Annotated in this window: 20 protein-coding genes; 9 read left to right on the top strand and 11 right to left on the bottom strand. The window is 45.5% G+C overall.

Annotation, left to right across the window (positions count from 1 at the left end; all coding sequences use genetic code 11):
• Positions 1-12: 12 nt before the first annotated feature.
• Positions 13-1,188, top strand: coding sequence for an acetyl-CoA C-acyltransferase FadA (gene fadA, locus ACMXYO_RS14240; RefSeq protein ID WP_415885760.1), 1,176 nt, complete (start codon positions 13-15; stop codon positions 1,186-1,188).
• A gap of 313 nt (positions 1,189-1,501) precedes the next feature.
• On the opposite strand, the gene ACMXYO_RS14235 is transcribed toward fadA, so the two are convergent.
• From ACMXYO_RS14235 to ACMXYO_RS14225, 3 genes are all read right to left on the bottom strand, one after another.
• Positions 1,502-1,792: a hypothetical protein gene (locus tag ACMXYO_RS14235; RefSeq protein ID WP_415885759.1), complete on the bottom strand. Its 291-nt coding sequence runs from the start codon at positions 1,790-1,792 to the stop codon at positions 1,502-1,504.
• Positions 1,793-2,357: 565 nt separating this feature from the next.
• Positions 2,358-2,609, bottom strand: coding sequence for a hypothetical protein (locus ACMXYO_RS14230; RefSeq protein WP_415885757.1), 252 nt, complete (start codon positions 2,607-2,609; stop codon positions 2,358-2,360).
• Positions 2,610-2,818: 209 nt separating this feature from the next.
• Positions 2,819-3,991: a PilT/PilU family type 4a pilus ATPase gene (locus ACMXYO_RS14225; RefSeq protein ID WP_415885756.1), complete on the bottom strand. Its 1,173-nt coding sequence runs from the start codon at positions 3,989-3,991 to the stop codon at positions 2,819-2,821.
• A gap of 151 nt (positions 3,992-4,142) precedes the next feature.
• Here ACMXYO_RS14225 and ACMXYO_RS14220 point away from each other — a divergent pair, with 151 nt between their 5' ends.
• The 4 genes from ACMXYO_RS14220 (at position 4,143) to ACMXYO_RS14205 (ending at position 7,671) form a co-directional block, all read left to right on the top strand.
• Positions 4,143-4,796: a DUF1826 domain-containing protein gene (locus tag ACMXYO_RS14220; protein ID WP_415885754.1), complete on the top strand. Its 654-nt coding sequence runs from the start codon at positions 4,143-4,145 to the stop codon at positions 4,794-4,796.
• 115 nt (positions 4,797-4,911) lie between these two features.
• On the top strand, positions 4,912-6,021 hold the full coding sequence (locus ACMXYO_RS14215; protein ID WP_415885753.1) for a hypothetical protein: 1,110 nt from the start codon (positions 4,912-4,914) through the stop codon (positions 6,019-6,021).
• Entirely contained in the window at positions 6,002-6,901 is a 900-nt protein-coding gene (locus ACMXYO_RS14210) for a metal ABC transporter substrate-binding protein (protein WP_415885751.1), read from the top strand. Before ACMXYO_RS14215 ends, ACMXYO_RS14210 begins: the two co-directional genes overlap by 20 nt.
• Positions 6,901-7,671, top strand: a complete 771-nt coding sequence (locus tag ACMXYO_RS14205) for a metal ABC transporter permease (RefSeq protein WP_415885750.1) — start codon at positions 6,901-6,903, stop codon at positions 7,669-7,671. The genes ACMXYO_RS14210 and ACMXYO_RS14205 overlap by 1 nt, the downstream gene beginning before the upstream one ends.
• A 50-nt stretch (positions 7,672-7,721) precedes the next feature.
• Here ACMXYO_RS14205 and ACMXYO_RS14200 read toward each other — a convergent pair whose 3' ends face one another.
• From ACMXYO_RS14200 to ACMXYO_RS14185, 4 genes are all read right to left on the bottom strand, one after another.
• Positions 7,722-9,140: a PepSY domain-containing protein gene (locus tag ACMXYO_RS14200; RefSeq protein WP_415885749.1), complete on the bottom strand. Its 1,419-nt coding sequence runs from the start codon at positions 9,138-9,140 to the stop codon at positions 7,722-7,724.
• 11 nt (positions 9,141-9,151) lie between these two features.
• Positions 9,152-11,254 (bottom strand): TonB-dependent receptor, encoded by a 2,103-nt coding sequence (locus tag ACMXYO_RS14195; protein WP_415885748.1) that lies wholly within the window; start codon positions 11,252-11,254, stop codon positions 9,152-9,154.
• A 222-nt stretch (positions 11,255-11,476) separates the two neighbouring features.
• A complete protein-coding gene (locus ACMXYO_RS14190; RefSeq protein WP_415885747.1) occupies positions 11,477-12,244 on the bottom strand; it encodes an alpha/beta fold hydrolase in 768 nt (255 codons plus the stop codon).
• Between the two features lie 14 nt (positions 12,245-12,258).
• Positions 12,259-12,864 (bottom strand): TetR/AcrR family transcriptional regulator, encoded by a 606-nt coding sequence (locus ACMXYO_RS14185; RefSeq protein ID WP_415885746.1) that lies wholly within the window; start codon positions 12,862-12,864, stop codon positions 12,259-12,261.
• A 122-nt stretch (positions 12,865-12,986) separates the two neighbouring features.
• Between ACMXYO_RS14185 and ACMXYO_RS14180 the strand changes: the two genes are divergently transcribed.
• The 3 genes from ACMXYO_RS14180 (at position 12,987) to ACMXYO_RS14170 (ending at position 17,229) form a co-directional block, all read left to right on the top strand.
• Complete coding sequence (locus ACMXYO_RS14180; RefSeq protein ID WP_415885744.1) at positions 12,987-13,832, top strand: crotonase/enoyl-CoA hydratase family protein; 846 nt, start codon at positions 12,987-12,989, stop codon at positions 13,830-13,832.
• A 58-nt stretch (positions 13,833-13,890) separates the two neighbouring features.
• Positions 13,891-15,915 carry an FAD-dependent oxidoreductase gene (locus ACMXYO_RS14175; RefSeq protein ID WP_415885743.1) on the top strand — a complete coding sequence of 675 codons (2,025 nt, stop codon included), beginning with the start codon at positions 13,891-13,893 and terminating at the stop codon, positions 15,913-15,915.
• 165 nt (positions 15,916-16,080) lie between these two features.
• On the top strand, positions 16,081-17,229 hold the full coding sequence (locus tag ACMXYO_RS14170; protein WP_415885742.1) for a diguanylate cyclase: 1,149 nt from the start codon (positions 16,081-16,083) through the stop codon (positions 17,227-17,229).
• A gap of 78 nt (positions 17,230-17,307) precedes the next feature.
• On the opposite strand, the gene ACMXYO_RS14165 is transcribed toward ACMXYO_RS14170, so the two are convergent.
• The 4 genes from ACMXYO_RS14165 to ACMXYO_RS14150 form a co-directional block, all read right to left on the bottom strand.
• Positions 17,308-17,853 (bottom strand): hypothetical protein, encoded by a 546-nt coding sequence (locus ACMXYO_RS14165; RefSeq protein ID WP_415885740.1) that lies wholly within the window; start codon positions 17,851-17,853, stop codon positions 17,308-17,310.
• Between the two features lie 149 nt (positions 17,854-18,002).
• The gene (locus ACMXYO_RS14160) at positions 18,003-18,599 is read right to left on the bottom strand and encodes a membrane integrity-associated transporter subunit PqiC (RefSeq protein WP_415885739.1); all 597 of its coding nucleotides are present in this window, start codon (positions 18,597-18,599) and stop codon (positions 18,003-18,005) included.
• On the bottom strand, positions 18,592-20,238 hold the full coding sequence (pqiB, locus tag ACMXYO_RS14155) for an intermembrane transport protein PqiB (protein ID WP_415885738.1): 1,647 nt from the start codon (positions 20,236-20,238) through the stop codon (positions 18,592-18,594). Before pqiB ends, ACMXYO_RS14160 begins: the two co-directional genes overlap by 8 nt.
• A gap of 2 nt (positions 20,239-20,240) precedes the next feature.
• Positions 20,241-21,536 carry a PqiA/YebS family transporter subunit gene (locus tag ACMXYO_RS14150; RefSeq protein WP_415885737.1) on the bottom strand — a complete coding sequence of 432 codons (1,296 nt, stop codon included), beginning with the start codon at positions 21,534-21,536 and terminating at the stop codon, positions 20,241-20,243.
• Between the two features lie 169 nt (positions 21,537-21,705).
• On the opposite strand from ACMXYO_RS14150, the gene ACMXYO_RS14145 reads away from it, so the two are divergent.
• Positions 21,706-23,184 carry a glutamate-cysteine ligase family protein gene (locus tag ACMXYO_RS14145; protein ID WP_415885735.1) on the top strand — a complete coding sequence of 493 codons (1,479 nt, stop codon included), beginning with the start codon at positions 21,706-21,708 and terminating at the stop codon, positions 23,182-23,184.
• The last annotated feature ends 19 nt before the right edge of the window (positions 23,185-23,203 follow it).

Raw genomic sequence — 23,203 nt, 5'->3', positions numbered from 1 at the left:
GGGGTAAAGATCATGAACTTGAAACCAAATGATGTAGTCATCGTTGACGGTGTTCGTACCCCGATGGGTAAATCAAAAAATGGCTCGTTCCGAAATGTTCGTGCCGAAGCGCTATCAGCTGCGGTCATCAAAGCACTGTTAGAGCGTAACTCAGCGCTAAACCCAGCAGACATCGAAGATGTGATGTGGGGCTGTGTTAACCAGACGAAAGAGCAGGGCTTCAATATCGGTCGAAATGCTGCACTGCTAGCAGGTCTACCTCATACGGTAGCGGCACAAACGATTAACCGCCTATGTGGTTCGTCTATGGCAGCACTGCATGCAGCGGCCCAAGGCATCATGACCGGCAATGGCGATATCTTTATTGCGGGTGGTGTGGAACATATGGGTCACGTTTCCATCATGCACGGTGTTGATATCAATGCTGAGATGTCCAAAAAAGTGGCTAAAGCAGCGATGATGATGGGCGTAACTGCAGAGATGCTAGGCAAGATGAATGGTATCAACCGTCAAATGCAGGATGAGTTCGCAGCGCGCTCTCACCGTCTAGCGCATCAAGCACATCTGGATGGCCTATGGGATAGCGAGATTATCGCGGTCGAAGGTCACGACGAAAACGGCTTTAAATCGCTAGTCGAATCGGATGAAGTTATCCGCCCAGAAACGACAGTTGAAACACTGGGGGCGCTTAAGCCGGTGTTCGTACCTAAAGTGGGTACAGTAACAGCAGGCTCATCCTCTGCATTCTCTGACGGTGCATCTGCACTGCTGGTGATGTCAGCGGCTAAAGCAGAAGAGCTAGGCCTTACGCCACGTGCTCGTATTGTCAGCATGGCAGTAGCCGGTTGTGATCCATCGATCATGGGTTACGGACCAGTACCTGCGACTCAGAAAGCACTGAAACGCGCAGGTCTTAGCATCGAGGATATCGACTACGTCGAGCTTAACGAAGCCTTTGCAGCGCAAGGTCTATCTGTACTTAAAGGGCTGAAATTGCTTGATAAGATGGAAGATAAAGTAAACCTAAAAGGCGGTGCGATTGCCCTTGGTCATCCACTTGGCTGCTCAGGCTCACGTATCACTAACACTCTAATGAACGTGCTAGAACAACAGGACGGAACCTTAGGTCTAGCGACCATGTGTATTGGCATGGGACAGGGGATCTCTACCGTGATTGAAAGGGTGTAATCCACCCGCATTTCTTCTTCGCGACTTCACTCTAAGCTATATCTTTCCCCGCTTTTTTAGCGGGGCTTTTTTTGTTTTGAAGAAGGTGGGAAGCTGCTTGAAACGGGATTGGGAGGTTAAACGCGGAATAGATCTGTAGAGATGTAGGAAGTGTTTGTTAGTTAAACGCAATTAATCCGAGAAGGATTAGGTCTGCTAACGACACATTCCAGACATCTAATATGACTTCTGTTCTGTGTGGTTAACAGGCCTGATAGTTCGGCCTAGGGTAGGGGGGCGAATCCCTCCATACTGGTCTCTTCATCTAAAAGATTTATTCCTTAGTTTTTTCACGATTGTGACGCCGTAGCCTGTCACTTAATGTCTCAATATCCTTTTTTCGATCACTTAGTTGTGCTTTCTTTTTTTCTCTTATTTCTTTTATTCTGTCCCGTTTATTGTAGTTTTTAATTTTCTCACCGATCTTTTTCAAAGGTTCTCTGTCATTGGTAGATCCACCACGACTAGTTTTTTCTTTCTTGTCATCGGTATCTTCTTTTACTATATCTTCTCTAAACTTCTGTGCCTCAGGCGATATTCTCTCAGGAGGATCATTATCCAGCATAACAGGGTCATAACTGATTGGAGGAGGTACAATAAATCTCGTAACAGTTGGTTCTGGATTTATTACTTTATATTCAGCCTCGTCACTTGGGGGGCTATCACTGAAATGCTGGACTCCTTCTGCATCGATTCAGCTATAGACCTCAGCCTGCACACTCGATAAACAAAGTGATATCCCTAGAAATGCCCGGATAACAAATTTCATAGTTAGCCCCAACCGTTTACTAACTTCAGCATAGCAACGGATTGAATTTATCTGCATATAAAGAGAAAGCTATACAAATTTTCCCCTCATAGTGATGTGCATAAGGTGTGTAGTGTGTAGGCAGCTGTTAGTACTCGATAGTTACGGTCTGCTACGTGGCACAAAGCTGCCTTTATAGACCGCATTAGTTTAGGACAATAAAAAGCTATTTAATGAGAAGGATATCGCTCATCCAATCTGAAGTAGCTTTTTAGCTTCTTCGTCTGTTAACCCTTCACCTACATGCAGCTTAACTTTAAATGCGCCAGCACCTAAGCCGAGTTCTGTAAATACTCTTTCTTCTACTTCGCAAAGTCCGCCTTCAACCGATATCGATCGGGTGGATAAGTATTTGAGCACTCTTTTTCATAAAGCCGCTTGGCATTACGTCTTTAACGAGTTCTTTTAGCACTGGTTCTGCAGCAGAAAACTGGCCGACTAACAGCCTGTCTGTAGTAAAAGGCTGTGCTGGGGTTGCGACCTTCCAAACGCTGTTTTCTGTTAGGTTTTTGATTTCAAACTTGTTCTTTCGAACTTTTAGATATAGATCTGCGACAAACAGTTTTTTGAGCATGAAGAGAACCTGATGGCTTTAAAGAGTCCAATGAAAATTATCATATGATAATTTTCTCGACAGATCAGTTGTTCATTTTTAGGGAAATTTGGATGTGGTTTCGAAAACGTTAGTTAGCTTAAGGCCTGTGATAGTTAAGCCCCAAAAGGGGCTTAAATCTGTTTTTAGCCGGTCTTCTCTGCCTTAGTTTGTTTTAGGCCGATTTTTCATCAAACCTCTTCGTCTTCATCCAATAGTTGAATTCCAGCTAGTGGATTATCTTCATCGAAGGGCTGTTGCTCGGGTTCCGGTGCCGCATCGGTTTTTTCCGCTTTGTCATCAACGACTGCTAGGTTCATTCGAAGGCGCATATCGTTTGCTGAGTCAGCATTGATGATCGCTTGGTCTTGTGTAATTTTGCCCTCATCAAAGAGTTTGAATAACGAGTCATCAAAGGTTTGCATACCGGTGGTATCAGAGCCTTTAGACATAACCTCTTTGATCTCTTTGACGTCACCTTTCATGATTAGCTCTTGAACACTGGAGGTTCCCAGAAGTATCTCAATTGCTGCGCAACGTTTACCTTCAATGGTTGGAATCAGACGCTGAGAGATAATTGCTTTGAGGTTCAGGGCGAGGTCATGGAATATCTGTTTATGCCGTGCCTGAGGGAAGAAGTTAATAATACGATCAATTGCTTGGTTAGCATTGTTAGCATGCAGTGTTGAGATTGCTAAGTGACCAGTTTCTGCGTAGGTCAGGCATTGCTCCATAGTTTCCTGATCACGAATCTCACCGATCAATATTACATCAGGCGCTTGGCGCAGGGCGTTTTTAAGTGCACTGTGGAAGTTACGAGTATCAACCCCAACTTCACGTTGGTTGATCAGAGATTTTCGGTGGTTGTGGACAAACTCTATCGGGTCTTCAATGGTGATGATATGGCCACCGCTATTACGGTTACGGTGATCGATTAGTGCCGCAAGCGATGTTGATTTACCCGAACCTGTAGCACCTACAAATAAGACTAGCCCGCGTTTTTCCATGATCACATCTTTCAGGACGGGGGGTAGGCCCAAGTCTTCCATTTTTGGGATATCGGCTTTGATATTACGCGCAACCAGTGAGTATTGGTTACGTTGTTTAAATATATTTATCCGGTAGCGAGCTACTTTCGGAATGGAATAAGCCAAGTTCATCTCTAGCTCTTCTTCGAAGGTAGCGCGTTGCTGCTCATCCATTAAGGAATTTGCGATTGCTTCGATCTCACCGGGCTTATAAGGCTCTTTACTTAATGGCGTTAATTTACCTTCAAACTTTGCACAAGGCGGTGCTCCAGTTGTGAGGTAAAGGTCGGAGCCGTCACGTTTCGCCAAAATCGTAAGGTAATCCTTAAATTCCATAGGTGTCTGATCCTTATAATGTACAGAGGATTTATGTGGATATAGGACAGAGTCTAGTGGAAGAAAAACGGGGCGTCATCCTGAATTGTTTTTTCTTAGTTATGTTATATGGTAACATTTCGAGCTTTGCTGTTGATTGAAGGTATGGGCTGTGGCGCAGGAAGCTCTAGAAATTGAATCTGAGATGAGATTTGTCCAAGGGGGTACTCCTGAGGTTCTAACTCAGATTTATGATCAAGATGTACACCTCTGTAATTTTCAACGGGACTTGGCACTTGGTGTGGCCGGCTATTGCGAGACGTTGCTGCAAAACGAACATCTAAATATCAGGGCGGTTATTCAAGCCGATGATCCTTCAGCAGTTTTAAATAATCTATTACCAGAGCGCTCAGGTAAGTCTGAATTTATCGAAGATCTAGCTTTGATCATTGACATGTATGCTTGCTTGTTTGAGTTGGATGAAGTGGGTCTGCGCTTACAGGTTTTGGACCGTGCGATGTGCCCTCGCTTCCATACAGATAAGTTAGGTTGTCGTTTGGTAAGTACTTACGTTGGTCAAGGGACTGAGAGGTTGGAAGATCCTTTGTTAGATCGGTCGAAATTAGGTGCGGGTAATGGTGGTTTGTCTGACGACAAGTCAGGCCTATATGGTAGTGAAGAACTGATACATCAAGCGCAAGCAGGTGATGTATTACTGCTCAAGGGTGATGGGTGGTATGGCTTGGATGGAAAGGGTGTTGTACATCGCTCTCCAATGGTCCCTTCTGGGCAAAGTCGATTAGTCGCTACTTTGGATTTTGCATAGTTCACAGCTTGAAGTCGGGTTCTGAGCTGATCGATCAATCTTCTAATTCAATTTGAAACATAATGAGCAGTTACGTCTGTTTGTTATGATATATCATAATTTTTTGAGGTATAAAATGAAAAAACAAGCACTTGCTTTTGCTGTGTCGGCGCTATCTATGCAGGCTTCTGTAGGTCATGCGCTGGAAGTTGGTGTCATTCTAGATGTGTACCACAAATCCGATGATACAGCGCTGAATGGTCGTACTGAAGGTTTTGGTTTGAGTCACAGTGAACTTAGCTTGAGCCAAGATATTGGTGATGTTGCTAAAGCGCAAATGACTTGGATCGCTGAGTGGAATGAAGAAGAGTCTGACCTTGAGCTTGAAGAGCTATATATCCAAAGCACTTCCCTACCAGGTATTAGCCTGACAGCGGGTCGTTTCTTGGCTGACATTGGTTATCTGAATGCTAACCATAGCCACTCTGATAGCTTCAGCGAACGTCCTCTTATGTATAAAGTGTTCCTTGGCGGTCACTACTACGATGATGGTGTATCTGCGAGCTGGATTGTACCAACAGATCGTTACTGGCGTGTAAGCGCAGCTGCATTTGGAGGTGATGAACTGGGTGAAGAAAAATCAGTTAACACTATTGGTACATGGACGCTTTCTACTGAGTTTGGTGATGACTTCGGTAACAACTCAAGCTGGCAGGCCGGTGTAAGTTACATGCGTAACCGTACTCAGGAAGCAGGTCACCACGAAGAGGAAGACGATCACGACCATGAAGAAGGTCATGCTCACTCTCATGGTGCTGAGTACCAAGGTAAGCACCTTTATATTGCGGACCTTGTTTGGAAATGGTCGCCTAACGGTAACAACCGTCAAGAGCAGCTAAAAATTGCGGCTGAATACGCCTATGTAGATGATCTATATGGTGCAGAAGTAAACGACTTCAGTGGTTGGTACCTATCTGGTGTTTATCAGTTTGATGAGAACTGGGCTGCCGGTATCCGTCACGGCCAAGTGGATCTTGCACATGAGCATGAACACGATGGCGAACATGAGTGGGAAGATTCTGAGCTTAAAGAAACTGCAGTAATGGTTAGCTGGTCGCCAACGCATACTCAGAAAGTACGCCTGGAATACCGTCACCAAGATGCTGATAACATGGAAGGTGAAGACAACGCGATCACACTTCAATACCAAGTAGGATTTGGCGCGCATGCTGCACACAGCTTCTAAGCTAATTGCAGCGGTTGCGCTGTTAGCTGTTGTTACACCTGCGCAAGCACTTACGATTTTTGCCTGCGAGCCTGAGTGGGCGGCGTTAAGCCGTCAACTTGCGCCGGAGGCTAAAGTCTTTAGCGCGACTCATGTCTATCAGGACCCGCATTATATCGAGGCGAGACCTAGCCTGATTGCTAAGTTGGCGAGAGCTGATATCGCAATCTGTAGTGGTGCGAGCTTGGAAGAGGGGTGGATGCCTGCGCTACAAAAACGTGCGTCTAACCGCAAAGTGGCAGAAGGTGCCTTAGGTATGCTTTACCTGTCTGAACATGTAGAGACGATTGAAAAACACGAAAAGCAGTTTTTCAGTACTGAGCATGTTCATCCAGAAGGTAATCCGCATTTTCATCTGGACCCTGAGCGAGTTCAACAGCTAGCACCGGTTATCAGTAGTCGCTTACAGCAGATTGACCCTGATAACAAAGCAGCGTACCAACAGGCGTTGGAAGCTTGGCAAATGCATTGGCAGGAAAATCTCGTTCGTTGGAAAGCCATGGCTGAGCCACTAAAAGGTATGCCTGTCGTTGTTCAGCATACGAGCTTTAGCTATTTACTGAATTGGGCTGATATTAAGGTTGTTGCAGACCTAGAGCCTAACCCGGGTGTGCCGCCAACGATGTCACATCTGCAATCGTTGGTATCTACTGTCGAACAGCAGCGTCCGCAGTTTGTGATCAGCAACTGGTACCAGAACGATAAAGGTGCGCGTTGGTTATCTGAGCAAACGGGTATGGCGCATGCGAATTTGCCGGCGACAGTCGATCTTAAAGGCGAAGTGTCTGATCTAACTAAACTGTTTGATCATCTGCTGCAGCAATTAACGGTGCGGAAGTAATGCAGGCACTGAGTATAGGTTTGCCTGCGTTGGTGGCTGGATTGCTGATTTTGGCAAGCCATGTCCCTTTGGGACGACAGGTCTTAAAACGAGGGATTGTCTTTATTGACCTTGCCATTGCGCAGCTAGCTGCACTTGGCACTATCTTAGCCACGCAGTGGCACTTTCATGATGCAGATCATGATCATGGAGCTCTAATATCAACATTGATGGCAGTACTTTTTTCCCTTCTGGGTGTTGCCTTGGTGGCTTGGATCAACCGAAATCTGCCAGACTGGCGTGAGGCTTTTATCGGTTTGATCTATGTGGCTTCCGCATCATTGTTGGTGTTGGTGGTAGCAGGCCAGCCCCAAGGAGGTCAGGCATTAACGCGTACGTTAAGCGGTGATGTTCTCTGGCTAACTTGGGCTGATCTGGTGCCTCTCGGTGTGATGGCTATCGTTATTCAACTGCTGGTATTATTCAGGCCTCAGAGTTTAGAGCGATTCTTCTACATCGCTTTTGCTGTAACGATCACATTGTCGGTTATGAAAGCGGGCATCTATCTGGTATTTGCTTGCTTAATTGCTCCGGCGCTTGCAGCACAAGTAAGAGGTAAATCTGTCGGCTGGGCTTACCTTGTTGGTGTAGTTGGCTTTGTGGTGGGTTTGTTGTTGGCTTGGTCGTTTGATCTGCCTGCGGCGGCTACCATCGTTTTATCGCTGATCTTTACCCTGACTTTGGCCTTGGTCATACAGGTTCAGTTTCAAAAAGAGAAAGTTTCAGCGTAATAAAAAAAACGGGCCTTAAAGGCCCGTTTTTATTTTCTGATGGAACTTAGTTAAGCCACTTCCGTGCAACGACTGCGCTGCTTATTAGCTTGCTTACGTTTACGGCGAGCTTTTAGCCACGTGTAAAAGCCTAATAGTGATGTGCCTGAAATTGCCAAGATAAACAGGCTTATAATCCCATCTCTGCCATCGCGCCCTAGGCCATCTGCAAAGTGCCATTTATGTAGATAGCTAAAGAGCCAGCTATATACTTTATCTGCGTTATCTACTTTGACAGATAGCACCGCATCTCGAGTATCCACGTAATAAGTTTTATCGGCATAATCTATAGCGACAACCGGTAGGCGTTTATCAATAAACCCATAGCTATGGTCTTCTTTAAAGCTATTAATAAGACGCTGATCTATAACTTCTGACTGCTGCCCTTGGGTGTTAGATACGAGTTGTTTTGCGAAGTCGAACGGTCCTTCGGGTAGCTGTTCGCCTGATTGTGCATCTAACCACAGACTGGGCTGTCTCGGTTGCTGAAGTTGCCATACAGCACGCCCTTCAAGCTCATGAAGTTGTGTATTACTGCTGTTAGGGTATTGAGCCTGTATTTGAGCTAAGCCAAAACTAATGTCTGAAAGCACGAGTGATTGATCGAGCGGTACGCCTCGAATTTCGGGCTCTAGTTTCTCTATAGTTCTAACCATGCCACTGAATACAAACATTAAGAGAGCAGCGGAAATCCCCACACCTGTCCAAGCATGGATCTTCTTTATTTGAGCATTTTTACGCTGTTTTAGTGGTAAGACTGCAAACAGGTAGAGACCACTGATACCGATAAAGGTTGAGATCAACATCATGCTGATAAACAGAGCGGTTCTAAGTGGGTTTTCCTGATCGATAAAGGCCCATAAATGTAAGAAGTGGAACAAGGTCATAAACAAACGACGAGAATCATCCGTCATAGTCGCAAGTCGGTCCTGACGGATATCCACAAATACACTTAAGTTATCATCCCGCTCGAACGTCACTTCCCATACAGGTAACAATCTGTTGATTGCTGGGTATTGGTGACTAAATTCCGAGATCAATTTGATCTGTTTTATTCCTGCAGTATTTTCTCCACTGTAATGGCGCGCTAACTGTTCTGCGTAGGCTAATTCTATCTCCTGAGCTGGTTTAGCATTCAGGGTTAAAAACTGTGATGGCTCAGAACGGTTTTCCCAACTCTGGATATACCAGTTTTGATCAACCTGAACGGGGCGGAGCCCTGCAACTGGAGTCAGTTGAGACTCATCTATTAGGGTTTCAATGCTGGGTAGATTGGCTGGCCATTGCGGTTGTGGATAAAAATGCTGCGCCGTCTCCGGTGCGGTTAAACGCATTACCGGATGAAGCAGGCCGCTTAGCCCAAACAGTAGCAGGGGCACCAGCACCAGCAGCGCAAGCCGCCGGTGCCAAAGGTAAAGTTTTGCTTTCATATCAGTGAGCTCTACCAGTTATATTTCAGGCCGGCTTTCAGGGTACGGCCTGCACCAGGGTAGAAGCTCTCGCTGCCCCAGCTAAATTCAGTTTGGTAGTTGTATTGGCGATCAAATAGGTTATCCACACGCCCAAATAGCATCAGCTCTGGTGTTAGTTCGTACTGACCTTTCATATTGAACAGGGTGTAGCTAGGCGCTTTTAGGGAGTTAGCATCGTCTTTCCAATAGGAGCCAATATGGTCGGCTTGTAGTTGAGTTACTAAGCCCGGAACAGATACTGGAGTCCAGTTAACAGTTACGCCGACCTTATTGCGTGGAGCGCGCATGATCTCGTTGCCAGAGTAGTCAGTACCATCATTTACATAGTCGATAAACTCATGCTTGGAGTGGCTAAGTGCAAGCTTGGTGGACCAAGAGGGTGAGAAAACATAACCAAGTTCAAGTTCGATACCTTGATGACGAGTTTCGCCGGCATTGGTGCGGTAGGAATCTCCGTTGTTGTCATCCGCTGATACGATGGCATCGTCGATCGTCATACGATAGATCGAAGCTGAAAGACATAGATTCTCGCGTTGTAAGCGGTAGCCTAGCTCGACGGTTGTTGATGTTTCCTCTTTAACACCACCAACAAGTGAAGCACTATCACCACTCTTGAGGTTATACATTGTAGAGGCTGTTGGTAGGCGGTTAGCTTGGGCAACGCGGCCATAGATGCCGCTGTTATCATTCAGTGCGTAATGGAAGCCTAGCTTTGGATTCAGGCTGGTAAATTTATCTTTACGGTCAGCTAGTTGGCGGTTGCCGAAACCATCGTCATCGGTTTCTGCTAGATGGTTGTCTAATTCGTACTGGTTATAGTCGTAACGTAAACCCGCTTGTACAGTCAGTGTATCACCGAGCATTAAGTTATGTTGGATGTATGGGGAGAAATTTTTATAGGTAATATCCTGATCGCGGTATTCAAAGTCAGCAATGTAATTTGTAGTACCACTCCAGCTGGTTATCGTCACATCAATAGGTTGGTAGCTGTAAGTTTCAGATTCAGAGTGTTCCAGATCCAAACCAAAGATCGTTTCGTTGCCATTGTCGTGAGCCCAGTTACCTTTAGCGAGTAAACCGAAACTAGTTACATTGCTGTCAGTTTTAGGCGTATAGGAGCGCCAAGTTGCAATGTAATCATTCGAGTTATAGCGAGCGTAAGGGATAAAACTTAGCGTTAATTGGTCATTTAGAGCATGTGTTAACTCGAAGCTTAGGCGAGCAAAATCACTGTCTCGTTCAGGATTAATTGCTTTTACAGCATCGCTCAAACCGGATTGAGTCCGGTCTTTGGCAAGTTCCGTTGCATCAAGGGAAGACGCCATCTCATCGGTCATCGTTGAGACTTGGAACTGTGTTTTTAGCTCCGTATTTTCATCGATCTCCCAAATGTGCTTTGCCAAAACTTCTTGGCGGTCACGGGCAGTATGGTCACGCCAGCCGTTATCTTGGAAAGCTGATGCTGAGATCAGGAAGGCTTGGTCTTCAGCAATTTTGTCACTGTGTTGTACTTTTATCTGTGCGTAATCATCTTCACCTGCCAGTACGCTTACGTGGCCTTTGGGTGTGAAGGTTGGTTCTGCACTTAATACGTTGATCGTTGCTGCGACTGCACCCGAACCGTACAGAGTGGTACCGGCACCTTTAAGTACTTCGATCTGATCTGCATTGGTATTGAAGCTCGACCAACGTAAACCGTTATGGTTGAAGAATGCGCTGGATTGCAGAGGGATGCTGTCTTGCAGGAACAGGTAATAGCCATCGTAATTTAATGGCATACGGATACCGGTGTTATGTGATGAACTGCCAGATAGCTGGTTAATAGTTACACCCGCCATCATTCGGGTACTGTCTTGAATATGTGCACCCTGATCCAGTTGCAATTGTTTATCATCAATTGCACTAACGCTTACGGGCAGTGAGTTACTCTCTTCATCAACACGGCTTGCAGTCACAACCATGGTTGAAACCACTTCTTCAGCAGAAAATACTGTTTGCGGAACGCTAGAAGCAATCACCGCGGCTGCTAACGTATTAAGGGGGAACTTGATAGAGAGTGATTGTGACTTCATAATCCTGTCCAAACGCTAAAAATTTTGGCGCATGGTAACGATGGCTAAGCGGCTTGAGAATGTGACCAATTGTCGCTGAGGCAAACTGTCGCAGGGCTTTCCCCAAAGTTAACGCTCGCTCGAAGTTTGCCTAGTTCTCGTTAACTATCAGAGTAGATAGGCTCGAAATGAAGGGGTAACGATAGTTGCCCCTAAGAGCTTGAGTGACTTATCTCGTTAGGTTTATTTGGCAAGTAATGACTTGAGTAGCTCTACCGTTTCATCGGGATGCTCAAATGGGAATAGATGACCGCCGTTAAAACCGACTAACTCCATATTGGGGAAGTTACGTTGCCACCATTTAATGTCACCTGCGCCAAACAGATCGCTTTGCTCACCGTAGATAACCGTGCCCGAAACCTGTTTTAGCCATTTGGGTGCATTGAGAAGGACATTGCGGAATATATCGGCTTCAATCTCTGGAGAGATACTTAGTTCCACACCATTGTTGGTCTCTGTTAGGCCATGAGTGATGTAGTCTTCAAAGCATGCGGGATGGAATGTTCTGAAAAGCTTTTTCTGGCTGAAGTATTCTCGCGCCTGTTCACGACTATCAAATTTTGATCGACGTTTAGCAGCCCGCTCTGCTGGAGATACTTTGTCTATCAAGCCCATTTTTTTGATCAGCTTGATTAGGTAACGTTTGCGGCCGTTAAAAAGCACGGGATCAAACAATATCACCTGTTTAAACAGCTCGGGTCTGAGTCCTGCGGCAATTAAGGTGACCACAGCGCCAGCAGAATGCCCCATACCGATGACAGGTGTAGCTTGGTTTTGCTCAATATCTGCAATCAACTCTTTGGCATAGTTGGTTAGGTCACCATCTAATGGGTAGTCACCATGGCCCATTTTTTCGATATAGGTCACAGAGTACTCTGGCAGCTGGTTAAATAAATATTGGTAGCTGCTACCTGGAAAACCATTGGCGTGACTAAATTGGATAGTGGTCATAGTTCTATGCTTACTCAGGGTTGATTGATCATCATACGGACTGTGTTTTTAGCGATATCGTTGATATCTTTTCGATTGATATAGATGCCATCGTTGAACAGCCGACATAGACCATGGAGTGCAGCCCAGCTTGATTGAGCGATGCGTAAACTCGGTTGTTCAGGATCAAACAGGTTTTTTTGTTGCAGCTCTTTCACCCAATCCAGCCAAATATGAAAACTGTTTTTGGAAATGGTTTGTAACTCAGGTGTAGGCTCACCCGTTTTCCAAATTTCACGACCATACATAAGATCGTAGGTTTCTCGTTGTTCATCAGCAAAGCGGATATAAGTGAGAACGTAATGTTCAAACAATTCGACTGTAGATAAATCTTTTTTGCATTCAATTACCGACTTAACTAACTGATCTTGCTGGTGGAATCCTTGTGCGGCAATGGCACAAAGTAGCTCATTTTTGTCTTTGAAATGGTGATAAGGGGCTGTGCGAGACACGCCGACTTTATCCGCCAGTTTGCGTATTGATAGGTTATCCACACCGCCTTCAGCGATCAGATCGGTCGCAGCTTTAAGCAGTGAATCTCTTAAATCACCGTGGTGATAGTTCTTCTTTGAATTCGTCATAGCTGAGGAATTTAGCAATCAATCTTGACAGTGTCAAAATTGGTGCGCTATCTTGCTTCTATCTTGACGGCGTCTAGTTTGGTTTCTAGATCATTTTTCATTCATAAAAATAAGAGCGATGTATGAGTTACCAGACCTTTTCATTACAGGTTGATCAGCAGATTGCGCACCTCCAGCTAAATCGTCCTGACGCTTGTAATGCCATGAACAAAGCTTTTTGGCAGGAGTTTCCAGAAGCATTAAAAGCACTGGATACTGAAGCTGAGGCGAGAGTCTTAGTTATCTCTTCCCAGGGAAAGCACTTTTCTGCAGGTATGGATCTAGAGATCTTTACTCAACCTGATCCGCAGATGTTTAACGGTGAAGCAGGTCGACGTGCCGAAGCGGTTCGTCGTTTGGTGATGCAGCTACAAACCTGTTTTAACTTGTTGGAAGAGATCCGTATGCCGGTGATCAGCGCTGTACAGGGTGGTTGTATTGGCGGTGCTTTAGATCTGGTTTGCGCCACAGATATGCGTTACTGCACCGCCGAGGCTTATTTTACTGTTAAAGAAACCGAATTAGGCATGACTGCAGATCTGGGTACATTGCAGCGTCTGCCTCAATTAATCCCTTCAGGCCTAGCGCGAGAGTTGGCTTATACCGCTCGTAAATTGAGCGCTGATGAGGCGTTAAAAGTAGGGTTTGTGAACCGTGTTTACCCGACTCAAGAGGCTATGCTTGATGATGTGATGGATATTGCTGCTCAGATCACGTCGCAGTCGCCTTTAGCGGTAACGGGGTGTAAGCAGATGATCAACTATGCCCGGGACCATAGCGTTCAAGATAGCCTGAGTTATATGGCGACTTGGCAAGCAGGTATGTTTCAACCAGAAGATATGATGCAAACCTTCAGTGCCAAGATGTCTGGAAAGGCACCGGAATATAAACCGCTACGAAAAATAGCGGCGCCGTTTAGCGGCAAATAATATAGATAAGAATAATAGATGGGCACTTTAGTTTGCCCTTACGACAAGAGAAAAGACCATGAGTACAACTCCTTATCCACATCTATTACAGCCACTGGATTTAGGCTTTACCACTTTAAAAAACCGCGTGCTGATGGGATCAATGCACTTAGGTTTGGAAGAAGCACCGAATGGTTTTGAGCGTATGGCTGCTTTTTATGCAGAGCGTGCGCGCGGTGGTGTCGCTTTGATCGTGACCGGTGGTATTGGTCCGAACAAAGAGGGTGCAGTTCATGGTCATGCTGCGAAGTTGGCTACGGCAGAAGACGTGGATAACCATCGGTTGGTAACTGACGCGGTACATAAAGAGGACGGTAAAATCTGTATGCAGATCTTACATACAGGCCGTTATGCTTATAATCCGCAACCGGTTGCGCCTTCGGCTATTCAAGCACCGATCAATCCTTTCCCGCCAAAAGAGTTAAGTGAATCTGATATCGAAAACCAGATTCAGGATTTTGTGCGCTGTGCATCGCTTGCCAAAGAAGCCGGTTATGACGGCGTAGAGATCATGGGTTCAGAAGGGTATCTACTGAATCAGTTTATCGCCAGCAGAACTAATAAACGTGATGATGAGTGGGGCGGTGAGTACGAGCAACGTATCCGTTTTCCACTGGAAGTTGTTCGTCGTGTCCGTGAAGCCGTAGGTACAGATTTTATTATTATCTATCGCTTATCGATGCTGGATTTAGTTGAAGATGGTAGTAGCTATGAAGAGATCATCGCTTTAGGTAAAGCGATCGAAGAAGCTGGTGCGACTATCATCAACACCGGTATTGGCTGGCATGAAGCGCGCATCCCAACCATAGCAACCAAGGTGCCACGTGCTGCATTTACTTGGGTGACAGCAAAAGTTCGTGAAGCGTTAACTGTGCCGGTGATCACTTCAAACCGAATCAATATGCCGGATGTTGCTGAGGAGGTGCTGGCACGAGGTGATGCCGATATGGTCTCTATGGCGCGTCCATTTTTAGCTGATCCAGAGTTTGTTGTTAAGGCAGAACAAGATCGAGCTGATGAGATTAATACCTGCATTGGTTGTAACCAAGCTTGCTTAGATCATGTTTTTGTCGGCAAATTGACCAGTTGCTTGGTTAATCCGCGTGCTTGTCATGAAACGGAAATCGTCATTACACCAACAGATAAGCCTAAAAAACTAGCTGTGGTGGGTGCAGGCCCAGCAGGCTTAGCCTTTGCTACGACTGCTGCTAAACGTGGGCACCAAGTAACGTTGTTTGATGCAAGTTCTGAGGTTGGTGGACAATTTAATATCGCTAAGCGAATTCCGGGTAAAGAGGAGTTTTATGAGACTCTTCGATACTTTGCTAGACAGGTCGAGATTACTGGCGTTGAACTGAAACTCAATACGCGCGTTGATTCGGCGATGTTGTCAGAAGGTGATTTCGATGAGGTTGTATTAGCAACAGGGATCTCGCCGCGTACACCTGAATTGGAGGGTGTCGAACACGCCAAAGTGCTCTCTTATCTCGATGTGATGAGCGGTGCTGAAGTTGGTCAAAAGGTTGCGGTGATTGGTGCCGGTGGTATTGGTTTTGATATCTCTGAGTATCTGATCCATCAGGGTGAATCGACCAGTCAGAATATCTCTGCATTTATGAAAGAGTGGGGTGTGGATATGGACCTTAATGCCCGTGGTGGTATTAAGGGAATGACGCCAAGTTTTGAACCTGCCGCTCGAGAGGTGTACCTGCTGCAGCGTAAAAAATCTAAGGTGGGTGCTGGCCTAGGTAAAACCACCGGTTGGATTCATCGAGCGGATCTGGCTAAAAAAGGTGTGCGCATGTTGAATAAGTGCGAATACCAGAAAATTGATGATGCCGGTTTGCACGTATTGGTGGACGGTGAAGCGCAGCTGTTAGAAGTCGATAACGTTATTATTTGTGCAGGCCAGGAGCCTTGTCGCGAACTTGCGGATCAGATTGGTAACAAGCCTGTTCACCTGATTGGTGGTGCTGATGTAGCCTCTGAACTTGATGCAAAACGTGCCATTAACCAAGGTACAACGCTGGCGTCAGAGATCTAATTAATATACCTATTACAAATCGATAATCTGGGAATAGATCAAACCAACTTTCTAGTCGGTGTAACCAGCAATCAGTTGATAGGGATCAATCACATAACTATTGGTTAGTTTATGCTGGATCTAGGATCATAGTAAAAGGACTTTGACTGTACCGGATGTAAAGCAGTGAAAGGTTATCGAAGTTCCAATATAGGGCAACAATTTGGCTTGATGAGCATGCTTAGCTTGATCAGCATGTTGTTGCTCTTTTATCTTTTCTATAGCGCCTTCAGCGATACCTTCTATGAAGAGAAAAAGCAGGATAGTCGCGATCTAACGACGTCTGCTATCTCTATGATAGAGGGGTTCTATAAGTTGAGTCAGACCTCTGATATGACAGAGCTGGAAGCTCAACAGCTTGCACTCTACGCATTGAAATTCTCTCGTAGTTTCCACGATGGTTATTACTGGGTGAACGACAGTCATGCCAATATGGTGATGCACCCTGAACGGCCAGATCTAATGGGTATCAATCTTGCCAAAGTGCAAGACACTAATGGTCTGTTTCTATTTTCAGAGTTTGTACGTGAAGCCCATAAAGGTGGTGGTTGGGTTGATTATTACTGGACTAAGCCGGGTGTTGAGCGTGAAGTTTTTCACAAGGTGTCCTATGTTGCCCTGTTTGAACCTTGGGATTGGGTAGTAGGTACAGGTGTCTACTTGGATGAGGTTGAAGCTAAGAACAATCGCTTATTTATCCAATCAATCGAACTAATTGTTGCTGCTTTCTTAGTGATGGCAATTGTATCGGTATTGTGGGCGAAACGAAGTACTACGCTTATTCGTGATCTTGCAATTAAAGATCCTTTAACTGGCCTCTATAGTCGCCGCTATTTAAACGAAACCGAAGGTAGTTATTTAAGCCAAGATAAGCGCAATAGGCATCAACATTTGTATGTCATGTTCTTAGATATCGATCATTTTAAGAAGCTTAACGATAACTATGGTCATCGCTTTGGAGATGACGTGCTTCATGCTGTTGGGCAGGTTTTATTGCAGCACACTCGGCCTGAAGATCTGTGTGTCCGCTATGGAGGTGAGGAGTTTGTAATTCTCACTTTGGCGGGCGATATGGAACCTGTACGTTTTCTTGCTGAGCGATTACGTGCTGAAATTAATCGGTTAGAGTTTGCTTACGAAATAGACCTGACCATTAGTGTGGGTCTTGCAGAGCGTGGGCATGAAGAGAGTATGGCCTCTGTCTTAAACCGCGCAGACCAATACCTTTATGAAGCGAAAGAGTCTGGTCGTGATTGTGTGGTTTCAGAAAGTTAGTTAATTCTCACAATATTAGATATTAAAAAAGCAGCCTAATGAGGCTGCTTTTTTAATATCTGAGAATTGCTTTTTTACTTAAGCCACGGTCTCAATCAGCTGCGGGAATTCAGTGCCTGGATCATTTGGAATCTGATCGGCTAGCCGAGCTTGCAAACGTTGCTGAAGTTCTTGATCTTGCTGCTCATTAGCATCTTGAGGTTCTGGCGAATTTGCAGCTGGCGCTGCTGAAAATTCAGGTTCTGCGCTGTCAGCTGGGCGATTACGTAGGCCTTCTTGCAGATCTAGCGCAGATTGAATATCGATGCCGCGGAAACTCTCAACAGCTTCGCCGGTTTGTTCAGCTAGGAAGTTTTCGATCTGTTGCTGCTGCGCTGCTTGGTCAATAGCAGGTTCGGCATTATTCGCACGGTTCGTTCGTGTTTCTAGGCCGTTATCAACATTTTGTACTTGGCTTGTTTGCGGCAAGTCTTGATTGAGTTGCACCTGACCACCCGGCTCAGTACCTAGCGGAGCATTCACGGCTAAACCGTTGCCCGCTGATTGAGCTGTGGATTCTGGCCCCGCTCCTCTTGGGGAGATAAGCGATTGTGCAGTGCTTAAGGCTGAAATGTTGTTTTCCATAATGCTGACCAAATTTCTGTGTTCTTAAAACAGATGTTCTTATAGCAAACTACGTACTGAGTTAGTCATTATAGCTGAGAATTGGTTCCCGTGTTGTGAAGCTTATTCATAATTTATGTCGAGATTATTTAAACCTGTCACTTTATCGACTAACGCTTTGCTAGATGCTGCTGTAAATAAGAGGCTTGTTGTTCAGCAAGGTTCGACAATAAATGCTGTAACTCTTTGACCAACGCGCTATAGCCGGGTTTTTCAAGCGGCTGCTTGAGATTAAAGCGGTAAGTGCTGATTACCTGTTCATCTTGTTTTATTTGCCAGTGCCCGCTTAATACCGCTTCACCGGTTTCTGTGCCATGAAACTGATCTATTTGGGTGGCAATGCTGTAGTTCCAATCACTGTTGCGGCCAAGTGAGCCATCATCAACACGGCTGTTGCTTAAACGTTGATCAAGTTCGTTGTGCAATACGCGGGTAATTGCTTGATCGGGTTGTTCCGCCCAAAGGTGTTGATTGGCAATGCGAATATGGTTTTCGCGAGTGAGCAGAGCAATCCCCGGTGTATTGATATATGGTGCTACTTTAACCGGCTGGATTCCGATGACTCGCTGATAGGTCTCTTTTACATAGCTCTGGCTATCGCTGCTAAGAAGATAGTACTGACTTTGAGGATTGCTGCCTTGGGATGCGCAACCGCCTAAAACGCTCAATAGAATAAGGCTGACAAAGAGGTTGATGGTTTTATTCATTAGGTCGGCCTCCTGGGATTGGATCCGCGCTTTTTGGAGCATCAAAAATCAGCGCATTAGGTTTCTCATCCAATGTTTTGAGTACAGGTTGAAGCTGTTTTAGCGTTTGCTGTAGCGTATCTAAGGAACGGTTCATCACTTGGTACAGTTCGCTTTGTGGAGCGATTCCTTTTGCTGCTAATCGGACCTCTTTTAAAGTCGCTTTTAATTCTTCTGGTAGGGCTTGGGTGTTGTTATTACGGACTAAAGATTCGATCTCTTTCAGAGTGCGATTCAGTTGTTTGATGGCTTTTTCAGAAGTATTCAGCGTTGAATCTAATTGAGAAATGAGAGGTTCAACTTGCAGCTTTTCAATCTTGCTGAGCACCGCGCTGAGTTTGTTCTCTAGTTGTGCAAAGCCACCTGACACGGTAGGAATCACCGGGTAACCATCAAACTCAATAAGGTTAGCTGCTTGCTCTTCGGGGTAGAGGTCAAAATCGACAAATAGACTGCCAGTAAGGAGGTTGCCGGATTTTAGGCTAGCTCGCATACCTTGTTGTATCCAAAAGCGCAGTTTTTCATGAGCGTTATGTAATACGTTTTCTTCATCGTCATAACCTAAACGACCTGGTTCAAGACGAATAATCACCGGAATACGTGGGTCTGATTCGCCCGTGATTTCAGAAATCTGAAAAGGAATGCGCTCAACTGTACCTATGCGTACGCCACGAAATTCAACGGGAGCACCTGGAACGAGCCCCCGGACTGTTTGATCGAATAACAGTAAGTACTCATTGTAAAAAGCATAAGGCTGCTCTTTTACACTCTCAAAATCTGGGTAAAGTTGATAACGATCACCATCTGCTGCAGCTTGGCCTTTGCTATCACTATCAATGACATCAAATGTTACCCCGCCTGCGAGAAGCGTATCCAATGTACCAGTTTGTATATTTATGCCATCAGCCGAGAGATTGAGGTTGATACCACTCATATTCCAGAAGCGACTATCTGTAGTGACGAGTTGATCATAAGGTGCTTGGATAAACAGATCGTAAACCGCTTGTTTTGCTTGGGTATCGAAGGATAATTGTTCTATACGACCGACAGGGAAACCACGATAGATCACGGTATCTCCCACACTGAGCGAGTGAGCGTTATCACTGATCAATTGCAGTCTTAAGCCCGGCTCTGAGGCTGAGGTGACAGGTGGTTCTTCTAAGCCTGTGTACTTGGTTGTTTTTCGTTTTCCTTCACCTGGGCTCATCTCTATATAAGCGCCTGACAGCAGTGTGCCAAGGCCACTTACTCCGCCAGTGCCTACACGGGGGCGTACCACCCAAAAGCGGGTGTTGTCTAGAAGGAGTGCTTCAGCTTCGGGCTCGATCCGTGCTTTAACTAAAACGTTGCCATCGGCGTAATTGAGTTGGACTGATTCGACCTTACCCACCTCGACACTTCTAACCTTAATCTTGGTTTTACCTGCTTCTATGCCATCAGCAGTAATAAAGGTAATACTGACCAATTGACCACGGTTAGCCCAGTCCTGATAGATCATCCAGCCGCCCAGAAACAGAGCGATCAGAGGCAATATCCAGATGCTGGAAATCGTGCGTTTAGCGCTGATAACCGGGGTAGGATCTATTTTCGAAGTAGACATAATTAAGTTGCATCGTCCATTAAGTCGGTCAGAGGTTCTTGTCCATGATTGATGGCGCGTATTTCTGTGTCGCTCAGGTTATCCCAAATTAAGCGGGGGTCAAAGCTGATCGCAGATAACATCGTTAAAATCACTACGCTGGCGAAGGCGATGGTAGCAATTCCTGGCTGGATACTGACTAGCCCACCTAACTGTACCAGTGCAACTAAAACCGCGACGACAAAGACATCGATCATCGACCAGCGACCAATCAGTTCAGTGATGCGATACATCCACATCCGTTCAGTTAATTTGTGCTGATGTCCCGCTTGGACACTATAAGCTAGCCAAAAGATCATTAGCATTTTAGCAATCGGAACCAAAACACTGGCGATAAAGACCACCAGTGCGATTGGGTAAGAACCATGCTGCCAGAGCAAAACTACACCGCCCATAATAGTGCTGGGATCTTCCGAACCTAATAGGGTGGTATTCATGATCGGATAGATATTTGCCGGTAGATAAAGAATTACTGCTGTAATCAGGTATGCCCAGGTTTTCTGCATGCTGTTGGGGATTCGTGGATGCAGTTTGCTTTCACAGCGTCGGCAATTTTTTTCGTTCGCTGGGTGGAGCAGATCACAATGATGGCAACTGATCATCTCTTGCTTTAATGCACTGCCTTCTGACACTTGTATTTTGGAGCGTTCAATACCGGCGCAATGATCTAGTTGATGCCACAACTGCAATTTGTCGACGGAGGTGATCGTTGCGATTAGACAGATTGCAAAGAGTACATAAGCCCAGAATGACATCCCTATGACTAAGTCAGCCATCCCCGCGATCTTAACTAAACTCACTAAAACGCCGATAAGAAATACTTCTGCCATGCCCCAAGGGTGCAGGGTAAACAGGAGCCGCGTTATTTGATACATCCAGCGCCGACTGTGGTCCAGTTTTAACGGAATCAGAATAGCCAAATATGCACTTAGCAGTAGAGCTGGAATCAAGATAATAAAGCAGAGTAGTAGTAAGGCGAGTATAGGAAAACCGAGTTGAAGTAGGTCGAACCCGCTCTGTGCTAGAGAGACTTCCTGTTCACGCCCTTGGGATTGAAAGGCTAAAAATGGAAATGGCAGGGACAGAAATAGAAAGATCAGTGCGCTAATGGCAAACGCTATAGCACGATCAATGCTGTTTGGTACTTTTGCCGTCAGTTGATGCCCGCAACGTCGGCAGTGTGCTTTTAATCCGGGTGAAAGATCAGGAATCTCCTGAATCAGGTCACAGCAGTGGCAGGCAACTTTTTCTACGGACATTGAAAATTATCAGCTCAATCTGATGGTTTCTTTGATTTTACCCTAAACGCTTTCATCTGCGAATTTCCTAATATCTGTATAAATTTGGCGCTAATCGGTTCAAATTGGTAGGAATGAACAGAGCTAGCTAATCTTAAAGGTATTGAATGAACTTTTCCTGAAGGGGCGTATGGGACAAGAGATCAGTTCTCATAAATTTAGTGAACAGGCTTATAGCCAATTCAGAATGCGTTTAATGGAAAACCTAGATGGGCTGAAATCTATGTTGAATCGGCCCGGTTTTGGTTGTGGGCCTTCATCTATAGGTGCTGAGCTGGAGTTATATCTGGTAGATAAGCATGGGAGGCCGCTAAGTTTAAATCGCGAAGTGATTGATCGTAGCGGGCATAAGCAACTAGCGTTGGAGTTGAACCGCTTTAATCTCGAATACAACTTAAAGCCGGTTGCTGCTGCAGGCACACCGTTCAGCCAGATGGAAAATGAGATGGTTAGTGCCATCGAATTGGTGAACCATCATTTATCTGCTGAACAAGGGCAAGCGTTGCCTATAGGAATTCTGCCGACGTTAAAACGTAGTGATTTTGGCTTAAAGGCTCTCACTGATGAATCACGTTTTTACGCATTGACCCAAGCGCTACAAAAGCTGCGGGGCAAAATGTTTTGTATCAAAATTGAGGGAGATCCTCCTATTTCTCTACGCTCTCGAGATGTTTCATTAGAGGGAGCCAATAGTTCCATGCAGGTTCATTTCCGAGTTAGCCCCGAGCGTTTTGCTTGCACCTTTAATGCCCTGCAATTAGTGACGCCGGTAGTGGTTGCTTTAGCGGCGAACTCTCCCTTTATGTTGGGGCATAAATTATGGCATGAGACACGTATCCCCTTGTTCAGGCAAGCAATTGATGGGCGTTCCCATGAAGAGTGTGATCGAGGCATTCCTTCCCGTGTTGATTTTGGTAATGGTTGGGTTCGTGAGGGGGCGTATGAGCTATTTGCAGAGATGGTGCATCTACATGAGCCGATATTGCCGGTAATTGGTGACGAAAATACCTTAGATATTATTAATAAAGGGGATGTCGCTTCGCTACAAGAGTTGTGCCTTCATGCCGGTACGGTTTGGCCTTGGAATAGGCCAGTTTATGATCAAAAACAGGGTGGGCATTTGCGGATTGAGCTTAGGGCTTTGCCCGCTGGGCCGACGCCTTGTGATATGGCCGCGAATGCAGCTTTTTCACTGGGAGTTGCCAAAGGCCTTCAGGAACAGATGGATGAAATCATCCCTGCAATGCCATTTAGTGTGCTGGTTAAGAACTTTTATTTAGCGGCTGAAAAAGGTCTGCAGGCGGAGCTGATGTGGCCAGTCTTAAGTCAGGCTGGTGGACTTAAAAAGTTAAGTGTTGCTGAGATTGTTCAGGAGCTATTGCCCGTTGCATATGCTGGGTTAAATGCCTTGGAAATTGAACCACAAGAACGGGATTACTATCTAGCTGTGATCAAAGATCGTGTCGATACAGGGATCACAGGAGCTTATTGGCAACTGCGTGAATACCAGCGGTTATATAAAAAATTAAATCACAATCAAGCGCTTACTCAGATGGTGCAACGTTATATGACGCTGTCGGCTACGAATGAACCTGTAGTGAGATGGTAGCTATTGTGGAGGTGCTTTA

The organism is Neptuniibacter sp. QD37_6 (assembly GCF_047778085.1).
In the GTDB taxonomy this organism is placed as follows: domain Bacteria; phylum Pseudomonadota; class Gammaproteobacteria; order Pseudomonadales; family Balneatricaceae; genus Neptuniibacter.
The sequence above is the reverse complement of the archived record's forward strand: the minus strand, read 5'-3'. Positions and strand labels throughout refer to the sequence as shown.

What these genes read in the sequence shown, in the direction of transcription:
- ACMXYO_RS14180 (WP_415885744.1), top strand. Translation starts at nt 12,987, where the DNA reads ATGAGTTACCAGACCTTTTCATTACAGGTTGATCAGCAGATTGCGCAC.
- ACMXYO_RS14215 (WP_415885753.1), top strand. Translation starts at nt 4,912, where the DNA reads ATGAAAAAACAAGCACTTGCTTTTGCTGTGTCGGCGCTATCTATGCAG.
- ACMXYO_RS14160 (WP_415885739.1), bottom strand. Translation starts at nt 18,599, where the DNA reads ATGAATAAAACCATCAACCTCTTTGTCAGCCTTATTCTATTGAGCGTT.
- ACMXYO_RS14145 (WP_415885735.1), top strand. Translation starts at nt 21,706, where the DNA reads ATGGGACAAGAGATCAGTTCTCATAAATTTAGTGAACAGGCTTATAGC.
- ACMXYO_RS14195 (WP_415885748.1), bottom strand. Translation starts at nt 11,254, where the DNA reads ATGAAGTCACAATCACTCTCTATCAAGTTCCCCCTTAATACGTTAGCA.
- ACMXYO_RS14205 (WP_415885750.1), top strand. Translation starts at nt 6,901, where the DNA reads ATGCAGGCACTGAGTATAGGTTTGCCTGCGTTGGTGGCTGGATTGCTG.
- ACMXYO_RS14230 (WP_415885757.1), bottom strand. Translation starts at nt 2,609, where the DNA reads ATGCTCAAAAAACTGTTTGTCGCAGATCTATATCTAAAAGTTCGAAAG.
- ACMXYO_RS14210 (WP_415885751.1), top strand. Translation starts at nt 6,002, where the DNA reads ATGCTGCACACAGCTTCTAAGCTAATTGCAGCGGTTGCGCTGTTAGCT.
- ACMXYO_RS14185 (WP_415885746.1), bottom strand. Translation starts at nt 12,864, where the DNA reads ATGACGAATTCAAAGAAGAACTATCACCACGGTGATTTAAGAGATTCA.
- ACMXYO_RS14150 (WP_415885737.1), bottom strand. Translation starts at nt 21,536, where the DNA reads ATGTCCGTAGAAAAAGTTGCCTGCCACTGCTGTGACCTGATTCAGGAG.
- ACMXYO_RS14165 (WP_415885740.1), bottom strand. Translation starts at nt 17,853, where the DNA reads ATGGAAAACAACATTTCAGCCTTAAGCACTGCACAATCGCTTATCTCC.
- ACMXYO_RS14200 (WP_415885749.1), bottom strand. Translation starts at nt 9,140, where the DNA reads ATGAAAGCAAAACTTTACCTTTGGCACCGGCGGCTTGCGCTGCTGGTG.
- ACMXYO_RS14225 (WP_415885756.1), bottom strand. Translation starts at nt 3,991, where the DNA reads ATGGAATTTAAGGATTACCTTACGATTTTGGCGAAACGTGACGGCTCC.
- ACMXYO_RS14235 (WP_415885759.1), bottom strand. Translation starts at nt 1,792, where the DNA reads ATGCTGGATAATGATCCTCCTGAGAGAATATCGCCTGAGGCACAGAAG.
- ACMXYO_RS14175 (WP_415885743.1), top strand. Translation starts at nt 13,891, where the DNA reads ATGAGTACAACTCCTTATCCACATCTATTACAGCCACTGGATTTAGGC.
- ACMXYO_RS14190 (WP_415885747.1), bottom strand. Translation starts at nt 12,244, where the DNA reads ATGACCACTATCCAATTTAGTCACGCCAATGGTTTTCCAGGTAGCAGC.
- fadA (WP_415885760.1), top strand. Translation starts at nt 13, where the DNA reads ATGAACTTGAAACCAAATGATGTAGTCATCGTTGACGGTGTTCGTACC.
- pqiB (WP_415885738.1), bottom strand. Translation starts at nt 20,238, where the DNA reads ATGTCTACTTCGAAAATAGATCCTACCCCGGTTATCAGCGCTAAACGC.